The 8,080-nt window shown below is 63.9% G+C and carries 7 protein-coding genes; 3 read left to right on the top strand and 4 right to left on the bottom strand.

The genetic code is table 11. The features are described 5' to 3' along the window. The coding region (locus tag Mgrana_RS16145) for a polysaccharide deacetylase family protein (RefSeq protein WP_147371318.1) at window positions 1-651 on the top strand (651 nt) is incomplete at its 5' end. A gap of 3 nt (window positions 652-654) precedes the next feature. On the opposite strand, the gene Mgrana_RS16140 is transcribed toward Mgrana_RS16145, so the two are convergent. Further along, window positions 655-2,640: a putative bifunctional diguanylate cyclase/phosphodiesterase gene (locus tag Mgrana_RS16140; protein WP_119358609.1), complete on the bottom strand. Its 1,986-nt coding sequence runs from the start codon at window positions 2,638-2,640 to the stop codon at window positions 655-657. Window positions 2,641-2,972: 332 nt separating this feature from the next. On the opposite strand from Mgrana_RS16140, the gene Mgrana_RS16135 reads away from it, so the two are divergent. Next, on the top strand, window positions 2,973-4,889 hold the full coding sequence (locus tag Mgrana_RS16135; protein WP_119358608.1) for an AfsR/SARP family transcriptional regulator: 1,917 nt from the start codon (window positions 2,973-2,975) through the stop codon (window positions 4,887-4,889). Between the two features lie 119 nt (window positions 4,890-5,008). Here Mgrana_RS16135 and rplL read toward each other — a convergent pair whose 3' ends face one another. The 3 genes from rplL to Mgrana_RS16120 all read right to left on the bottom strand — a co-directional run bounded on the left by rplL (window position 5,009) and on the right by Mgrana_RS16120 (window position 7,055). Next, window positions 5,009-5,389, bottom strand: a complete 381-nt coding sequence (gene rplL, locus Mgrana_RS16130; RefSeq protein ID WP_119358607.1) for a 50S ribosomal protein L7/L12 — start codon at window positions 5,387-5,389, stop codon at window positions 5,009-5,011. An 18-nt stretch (window positions 5,390-5,407) separates the two neighbouring features. Then, window positions 5,408-5,932 (bottom strand): 50S ribosomal protein L10, encoded by a 525-nt coding sequence (rplJ, locus tag Mgrana_RS16125; RefSeq protein WP_119358606.1) that lies wholly within the window; start codon window positions 5,930-5,932, stop codon window positions 5,408-5,410. Between the two features lie 199 nt (window positions 5,933-6,131). Next, window positions 6,132-7,055 (bottom strand): acetamidase/formamidase family protein, encoded by a 924-nt coding sequence (locus Mgrana_RS16120; protein ID WP_119358605.1) that lies wholly within the window; start codon window positions 7,053-7,055, stop codon window positions 6,132-6,134. 32 nt (window positions 7,056-7,087) lie between these two features. Here Mgrana_RS16120 and Mgrana_RS16115 point away from each other — a divergent pair, with 32 nt between their 5' ends. Beyond that, window positions 7,088-7,576, top strand: a complete 489-nt coding sequence (locus tag Mgrana_RS16115) for a GNAT family N-acetyltransferase (protein ID WP_240631410.1) — start codon at window positions 7,088-7,090, stop codon at window positions 7,574-7,576. The last annotated feature ends 504 nt before the right edge of the window (window positions 7,577-8,080 follow it).

The raw sequence follows: 8,080 nt of genomic DNA, 5'->3' as shown, positions 1-8,080 counted from the left end.
CCCCCCCTTCCCCCCTTCACCCCGCCGAAAACCCGCGGGCATCTGCTCTACCAGGGGGAGTTGAGCTCCAAAACCATTGCCCTCACCTTCGATGATCTGCCCCATCCGCTGTATACCCCCCTGCTGCTGGACCTGCTCCACCGCGAGGGGGTGCGGGCCACCCTATTTGTGATCGGCCGCAATGCTCTGGCCTATCCCTATTTCGTGCGGGACATGGTATTGGAGGGGCACGAGCTGGGAAATCACAGCTATACCCATCAGCGCTTCCTCACCCTCAACCTGGCCACCATCCAGGGAGAGGTCCTGCGCACCAACGCCGTTTTGCAGCGCTTGAGCGGACAGTCCATCCATCTGATCCGCCCCCCGGGAGGGCGCTTGAACTCCAGCATCAGCCGTGAGCTACGCGACCTGGGGATGGATGTGGTGTTCTGGACCGATGACCCCGGCGATTACCTGCGCTTCAAACCGGAGACCCTCGAGGCCCGGCTCGAGACCCGCTTCAAACCCGGCGCCATCGTGCTGCTGCACGACAACGTGCCGGAAACCCTGGAGACCCTACCCCAGTTCCTACGGTATGTGCGGGCTCGAGGCTTCAGCGTGGGCAGCGTAAGCGCTCTTTTTGCCAGTCCGGCCCCAGTCCATAAGCCCTAACGCTCACCGGCTCGAGGGTTGCCAGTTCTCGAGCAGTTGGTGCAGGGCCTCAGTCCCCATCGGGCGGGCAATATGGTAGCCCTGGGCCAGCTCCCCTCCCGCCTCCTTTAGCCAGCGCAACTGAATGGGTTTTTCCACCCCCTCGGCAATCACCCGCAGCCCCAGCCCCGCCGCCAGGATCAAGATCCCCTCCAAAACCGCCTCATCCTTTTGGCTGGCCCCAATGCGCCCGGTAAAGGCCTGATCCACCTTCAGATAGTTCAGATTAAACTCCCGCAGGTAGCTCAAGGAGGAGTAGCCGGTGCCAAAATCATCCACGGCCACCTGAACCCCCAGGGCCTGTAGCTCCTTCAGCACCGGCTGAGCCTTGGCAGGAAGCGCCAGCACCCGCTCGGTAATCTCCAGCACCAGCCGCCAAGGCTCCACCCCAAAGCGATCCAGGCAGTCCCACACAAACTTCGGCAGGCCAGGGTCAAGGAAGCTCTGGGCTGAAAGGTTGACCGCCACCCAACCCGGCAGGGTAACAGCAGTGCGCAGGGCTTCCTCGAGGACCATGCGATCCAACGCCCGGATCAAGCCCCGCTCTTCGGCCAGGGGGATGAATACCCCTGGGCTCACCGCCCCACGGGTGGGGTGAAACCACCGGGCCAAGGCCTCTACCCCCACGATCTGCTCTCGGCAGAGGTCGAGCACGGGCTGAAAATACAAGCTCAGCTCCCCTCGCTCCAGGGCCTCGTGCAGGTCGCTCTCGAGGCTCATTTGTTCGCGCACGTCCTGGCTGCGCCGTGGATCATAATGCGCCACCCAGTGCCGCTCGAGCCGGGCCTGGGCATAGGCCGCCGCCGCTGCACTCAACAGCTGGTCCAGCACCAAGCCGTCCTGGGGGTAGGTGGCGATCCCTACCGCAGCCCGTAGGTGAATTGGCTGGCCCCCCAGCAGGACCGGGGATTGCAGCCCCTCGAGAAGGGGGTTGGCCAGGGACTGAGGCCCCTCAACCTCCGGGTAGGGCGCCAACAACACAAAGCTCCCCCCGCCCAGGTGGGCCAACAACCCCCCCGGCGGAACACTTGCGGCTAGGCGCTGGGCCAGGACTTGCAGAAGGTGATCCGCCCCCTCATGCCCTAGAGCGGAGATATAGTCGCGGAAGTCCTGCGGCTCGAGCCAGAGTACCCCCACCGTATGCCCTTTGGTCAGCAACCCGCTGGCAAATTCGCGCAAAGCGGCTCGGTTGGGCAGGTCGGTGACCGGGTCCCGGTAGGTGAGGTGCTCGAGGGTGGCTTGAAGTTCTTGGGTTCGGGTTAGGTCGTGGAGCACCACCTGAAAGGCCTTACGCCCGCCAAGGTGCAGCGGAACCGCGCTCCACTCCACCGCCACCGTTTGGGCATCCGGCCGCAACAGCTTCAGCTCGAGGGGGGCGGTCTGATCCCCCCTGGCCGGGCGGGGCGCTCCCTCCCCCAGGGTTTCCCAGATCTGCTGGCTTTCCGGGGTGAGCAGGGCGCGCAGCGGTTTGCCCAGCACCTCCCCGGACTTTGCTCCCAAAATCTGCAAAGCCCGGGCGTTGGCGTAGTGCACCACCTCCCCATCGTGAACCAAAATGCCCACCGGGGCCTGACGCACCAATTGTCCATACCGCTCCTCGCTCCCACGCAGGCGCTCGAGGGTCTGGCGCAGCCACCCCGCCGCGAACCCCAGGGCCACCCACAGGTAAGGGGCCGGACGAAGAAAGGCCAGCTCGAGCGGAAGCTTAAGCCCCCAAAAGAGCAGCCCGTGGAGGGGAATCGAGAGCAGCCCGGCCCACACCCCTACCCGCGGCCCGTACCCCCAACCCAACAACCCCACCCATAAAGCCACCACTGGGGAAGCAGCCCCACCGATATGAGGATAGGCCAGCAGATAAAACCCAACATAGGAAGCGAGGCTCAGCAGAGCCACGCTCCAGGGGATGGGTTTTAGGGGGGAAAGGTCGGGAAGGGGGGTAGGATCACCCATCGCATACGTTCCTTGGGAAAGCTGTGGTACAGCGGGAACTGAAGGGCCGGGCAATCCAAACCGTAACGGCGGGAACAGCCAATCGTTAGAACGTCCCCGCACCGCTGGGAGCAGCCAGGGCCAGGCCAGCCAGCACCGAAACCAGGAAGAACACCAGACGGGCGGTTTTGTTGGATTGGATCAGGCTCATACCATTCCTCCTTTGGGCAGCGCGCATCCTCGGATGCATCTGAGCCCTACCCTAAAAGGGGGGCGTATTGGGTGCGTATTGGGTAAGGGGTTGGGTTGTATTTACCTGCAATTGGGCTCTATAAATGGTGTAGGGTATAGCCATGGGGGCGGTCCTGCAAAAATTCTTCGAGGGGGATTTCGAAGGCGGGTGGCGCTGCTATCAAGCGCTCCTGCAGCCCTCGTTTGAGGACGACCGCATCGCTGCCCTATGCCTGCTCAACCTCCAGCAACCCCAGCAGGCCAAGGAGCTATTGCTCAAGGCTCGAGCCCGAGGTGCGGCGGCGGCCGGGATTGAGCTGGCCACCACCTATCGGATCCTGGGCCAGGAGGACTTGGGCAAGGAGTCTCTGGAGCGCATAAAGATTCACAGCCTAAGCGGCCTGGACAAGGTGATGGCCCTGCGCGAGTGGGGAGCCATCCACCTTTGCGACGGCAATTTGCAGGCGGCCTCGAAAGCCCTGGAGCAGGCCTGGGAAGCCGCTTATGAAACCCCCTTTACCCCCTATCTCCTGGCCAGCATCGGCCAGCTTTTAGGTCGTGTCTATAGCGAGCGGGGCCGGGACCGCCAGGCCGCCGATTATCTGGAGCGGGCTTTGCAATCGGCCAATCCGGTCAAGTCGCTTTACATACGGACCACCCGGGCCCTCTGTCTGGCCTACCTGGGGCGTTTCGAGGAAGCCCAGGAAGACCTGCAAGCGGCAAAGGCGGACTCCACCCCCGCCCCCTTGGCCATTCCCTTTTTTCGCTGGGTCACAGCGGAGCTCGAGCGGGCCAAGGGCAACAGCGACCAGGCCGTAGCCCTCTTGCAGCAGTCGGCAGAGGCCGCCCGGGAAGCCCAAGACCCCGAGACCGAGTGCTACGCGGAGCTCAATCTCTGCGCCCTCGAGACCGCCGAAGGCCGGCTCGAAGGGGCCCGGGGCCACCTGGCCCGGGCCAAAAGCCTCACCGTGAACACCAAGGCCGAAAGCTATTACTGGCTGCGGCAGGGCGCCTTGCACAGCCGTTCGGGGCAGGCCGATGCCGGGCGCTGGATTCAGAAATCCATCGAAACCTTCGAGCGCCTGGGGCTCGAGCGCGAGGCCGCCTGGGGCTGGCTGCACCTGGCCGACTGGCACCTGCGCAGCGGACAAAGCCTGCTGGCCAATGAAGCCCTTTCCAAAGCGGCTCAGGCCCGCTACGCCATCGGCTCGGGGTTCCCGCTGCTGGTCGAGCTGCGCTATCTACCCCGGCTGGTAGCCCACCTGGCCGGGCTGCCCGAAGACGCCTATGGACGGGCCCTCTACAACGATCTGCAGCAGCTTCCTGGCCAGACCCCCCTGTGGGTGGAGGTGCGCACGCTGGGACAGGCCCAGATCCTGGTGGGGGGTAAGCGGGTGGGCCTCGATATGCGCCGCAGCGTGGAGGTGCTGGCCTACCTCTTGGGGCACCCCGGCAGTCCCCTCGAGCAAATCCTCCTGACCCTCTTTCCCGACGAGCCACCGGAGGCAGCCCGCAACTACTTTCACCAAGTCCGATACGACTTGGCCCGGGCGGTTGCGGGGATGAGCGTTCCCTTCTCGAGCAGCTCCAAAACCTACTCCGTCGCGGAGGAGGGTCTCGAGCTGACTTGGGATGTGGCCGAGCTGCGTCAGGCCCTGCGCCAAGGGGGCGAGGCGGGGATCACCCGGGCCCTCGACCTCTATCAAGGCCCTTTTCTGCCCTCCGCCGACAGCGAGTGGGCCAATACCGAGCGCCAGGACCTGGCCTGGTCGGTGATCCGCACCGGCCTCGAGACCATCGAGGCCTGGTTTGCCCAGGGGCAGTACGAAAAATGCCTGAACTTGGCTGGGCGGCTGCTCGAGATCGAGCCCTATGATGAGGGGCTCAACGAGTACCTGGTGCGCGCCACCAAAGCCCTTCAAGGCGAAGCCGCGGCCCGGCGCACCGTGGCCCGGCTGGTGCACCGCTTTGAAAACGAGTTGGGCGGTCTGCCACCGGCCCTGGATGAGCTACGGCGCGAGTTCCAGCGCCTAAACTAGGGCTGCACTCCCCCCAAACCCGCCCTACTCCAGTCAAAGTCCGGTTCCCGAACGATTAAACCCGAACCCCCGGAGCGCACTCCAGGGGTTCAGGAGCCTCCTCGAGGCCTTACACGCCCTTACTTGAGCTCAACCTTAGCCCCGGCATCCTCGAGCTGCTTCTTGATCTTCTCGGCCTCGTCTTTGGAAATGCCTTCCTTGACGTTGCCGCCCTGCTCGGCCAGGTCTTTGGCCTCCTTTAGGCCCAGGCCGGTAATGGCCCGGAGCTCCTTGATCACGTTGAGCTTCTGGGCGCCCGCATCCTTGAGCACCACGTCGAACTCGGTCTTCTCCTCGGCGGCGGGAGCAGCAGCGCCAGCAGCCGCACCCGGCATGGCCACGGCCACCGGGGCAGCCGCGGTCACGCCCCACTCTTCCTTGAGCTCGTCAATGAGTTGCTTGAGTTCCAGCACGGTCGCGCCGGAGAGTTGGGATTTGATTGCAGCGATATCGAGAGCCATTTTTTCCTCCTGTTGGGCCTAGGCGGCCTCCAGTTTTTGAACCTGGGCATCCAAGATGCCGACCAATTCCTGCGCCTTCGCCCCCAACACCCCCACGAAGTTGCTCATCGTGGCGGAGAGCACGCCGACCAGTTCGGCCTGCAGCTCCTTCTGGCTGGGGAGGTCGGCCAGGGCTTCCACTTGCTGGCCCGTAAGGGCCTGCCCCGAGAGCACCCCGCTCTTGAGCTGGGGAATGCCTTTATCGTTCGTCTTGGCGAACTCTTTGAGGGCCTTGGCAACCCCGGCGGGGTCATTGAAAATCACCACCGCCGAAGGGCCTTTTAGCCCCTCGAGCTCGGGCAGTCCCAGGTTGCTCATGGCCTTGGCGATAAGGGTGTTCTTGGCGACAATCAACTCGCCCCCCCGCTCGCGCAAGGTCTTGCGCAATCGCCCGGTAGGACCGGACTCGAGCCCTTGATAGTTCACCACGAAGAACGAGCCAGCAGCCCCCGCTAGGGTGGCCTGGAGCGCCTCGAGGTTTTCGATGTTGCGCTTGCTCGGCACGTTACCTCCATGACCCCGCTAAACCGGAGTCTGGTGCTTTGGGGTTAGGGGAACCCCGGCGACTGCTGCGATGAACGCTTCCCTACTAGCGCCTCGGCGACCTGTTTAAGGCGGTTGCCCGTCGCTGTCTTAGGCCACTCCCTAGGAGTGCCAACTTGGCAGTATAGGTCTCCTTAGCCGAGTTTTCAAGGGCGGGTTTTCATCGGAGGGTCTCGAGCAGCTTTTTGGGCATCTTACAGACCATGGTGTACGCCGGGTCAAAAACATTGCCCAGGTCATAGCGCACGGTCTGGCCCATCAACAAGGAGGCTTGGGTGAGGTCCAGACCATAACTGCCGGTAAGCCAGCGCAGCATCTCAGAAGACGCATGCTGTACGCACTGATCCAGGGGACGGGCATTGCCCAAGGTGAAAATGTATTCGGAGTTTTCCCCCCTGGGCCACTCTATTTTCTGCCCCTTGATCAGGTCTAAGGTAAACTGCACCTCCATCGAGACCTCAATGCCGGTCCCACAAATTTCCCCATCGCCTTGCAGCGCGTGCCCATCCCCTAAGAAGAACAGGGCCCCTTCCGTAAACACCGGAAAGTACGCGGTGGCCCCCTCGCGAAAGCCGCGATAATCCATGTTGCCCCCGTGCGGCCCCGAGGTCGCGGTGCTGATGGCCTGTCCCCCTTCAGCCGCCACGCCCAAACACCCCAACATGGGGTCTAGAGCCAGTTCTATCCCGTGCAGTGGGCTTTCGGGATGGTTCAGCTTGGCCGTTCCAACCTCGGCATCCACCTCCCAGTTCCAGATGAAATACCCGCCGGCCTGGGCCAACTGACCCACATCGCGGGGCTCAACCACATTCGGAGCCAACAGCACCCCCGACCACCCCCGCCTGCGGTTAGGGAGAAGTCGGTCCAGCCGAACCACCAGGGTATCCCCAGGCTGGGCCCCCTCGAGGTAAAAGGGACCGGTCATGGGGTTACCCGGTGAGGTGATCTGTAGGTCTTGGGCGTCGCGGCCTCGAGCATCCACACAGGTGGTGCGCACGGTGTCGCCGGGGGCTACCCTCAACGCGACAGGGTGGGAGCCAAGCGTGTTCCAGTAGCGGGTAGGGGTGAAGGTATGGGTGGCCATGCCGCTCCAGCATATTGGGTAGATTTGGGAAGATGAAACTGGTTATCGCCCCAGCCACCCTAGAAAACGCCCACCTTGCCAGCGAAATCCTGATCGAAGCCGCTCAATGGGCCATCGCCCTAGGACAACCCCTCTGGGACCCAGGGATCTTTACCCAGGACTGGACCAGAGGCGGGGTGGAGCGGGGGGAGCTGTATCTGGGGTGGCAGGCAGGGGAGGCGGTGGGCACCCTCACCTTCCAGTATCAAGATACCACCTACTGGCCCGAGGTTCCCTTAGGGGAATCGGCCTTCTTCCACAAGCTTGCGGTGCGGCGGAGCGTAGCCGGAACCGGGGTCGCCCGGGCCCTGGTGGCCTGGGCCATCAGCAAGGCCCGGGCCGAGGGCAAGCGCTACCTGCGCATGGATACCCACTTTGAGCGGCCCAAGCTGCGGGCCTTCTACGAGTCGCTGGGGTTTCACTATGTGGGGGAGAAAACCGTTCCCCCCTACCGTTTAGCCCTTTATGAGATACCGCTGTAGCAGTCCGCCACAGCCCTCCGCACCCCTGCGGGGCTTTAGGAGCCTCGAGCAGCACCCACTCCCCCGAGCGAACCTGCCCGGCTTTGTAATAGATGTGCCGGGGGCTCTTTAGATCCTCCGGATCCCCCTGAGCCGCCAGGGCCACCTCGAGCGCCATGCAGTGCTGCGGCGTGGCCCGGAGGGTATAGAGCTGGCCCTTTTGGGGAATCTCGGCCAGAGCAAACCCGTTGGACAGGCTCGACCAACTGTGCAACCGAACCTGAAGCCCACACCCCCCTCCGGGCCGGGCCCGGACCGACAACACCTGTGCGGTGGCGGTGTAGCTGCGGCGAACGGTCTCGTCGGCGGGGTTTCCTTGCGGACCGCCTGGGGTGGGCCTAGCCCACCACCCCGCCCCCACCGCTCCAAGAACCAGCAGGGGGAGCAGCCACCAAAGCCTGCTCGCGCGCCGCATCTGCTCCCTGAGTGTAGCACCCGGGCCCACCCGGCGGGTGTGAGGGGAGC

Origin of the sequence: Meiothermus granaticius NBRC 107808, assembly GCF_003574355.1 — a bacterium.
GTDB classification, from domain to species: domain Bacteria; phylum Deinococcota; class Deinococci; order Deinococcales; family Thermaceae; genus Meiothermus; species Meiothermus granaticius.
This window is presented reverse-complemented; position numbering and strand designations above follow the sequence as displayed.

Excerpts from the sequence above, each read along its gene's own strand:
- Mgrana_RS16140 (WP_119358609.1), bottom strand. The coding sequence starts at position 2,640 with ATGGGTGATCCTACCCCCCTTCCCGACCTTTCCCCCCTAAAACCCATC.
- Mgrana_RS16135 (WP_119358608.1), top strand. The coding sequence starts at position 2,973 with ATGGGGGCGGTCCTGCAAAAATTCTTCGAGGGGGATTTCGAAGGCGGG.
- rplL (WP_119358607.1), bottom strand. The coding sequence starts at position 5,389 with ATGGCTCTCGATATCGCTGCAATCAAATCCCAACTCTCCGGCGCGACC.
- Mgrana_RS16120 (WP_119358605.1), bottom strand. The coding sequence starts at position 7,055 with ATGGCCACCCATACCTTCACCCCTACCCGCTACTGGAACACGCTTGGC.
- Mgrana_RS16115 (WP_240631410.1), top strand. The coding sequence starts at position 7,088 with ATGAAACTGGTTATCGCCCCAGCCACCCTAGAAAACGCCCACCTTGCC.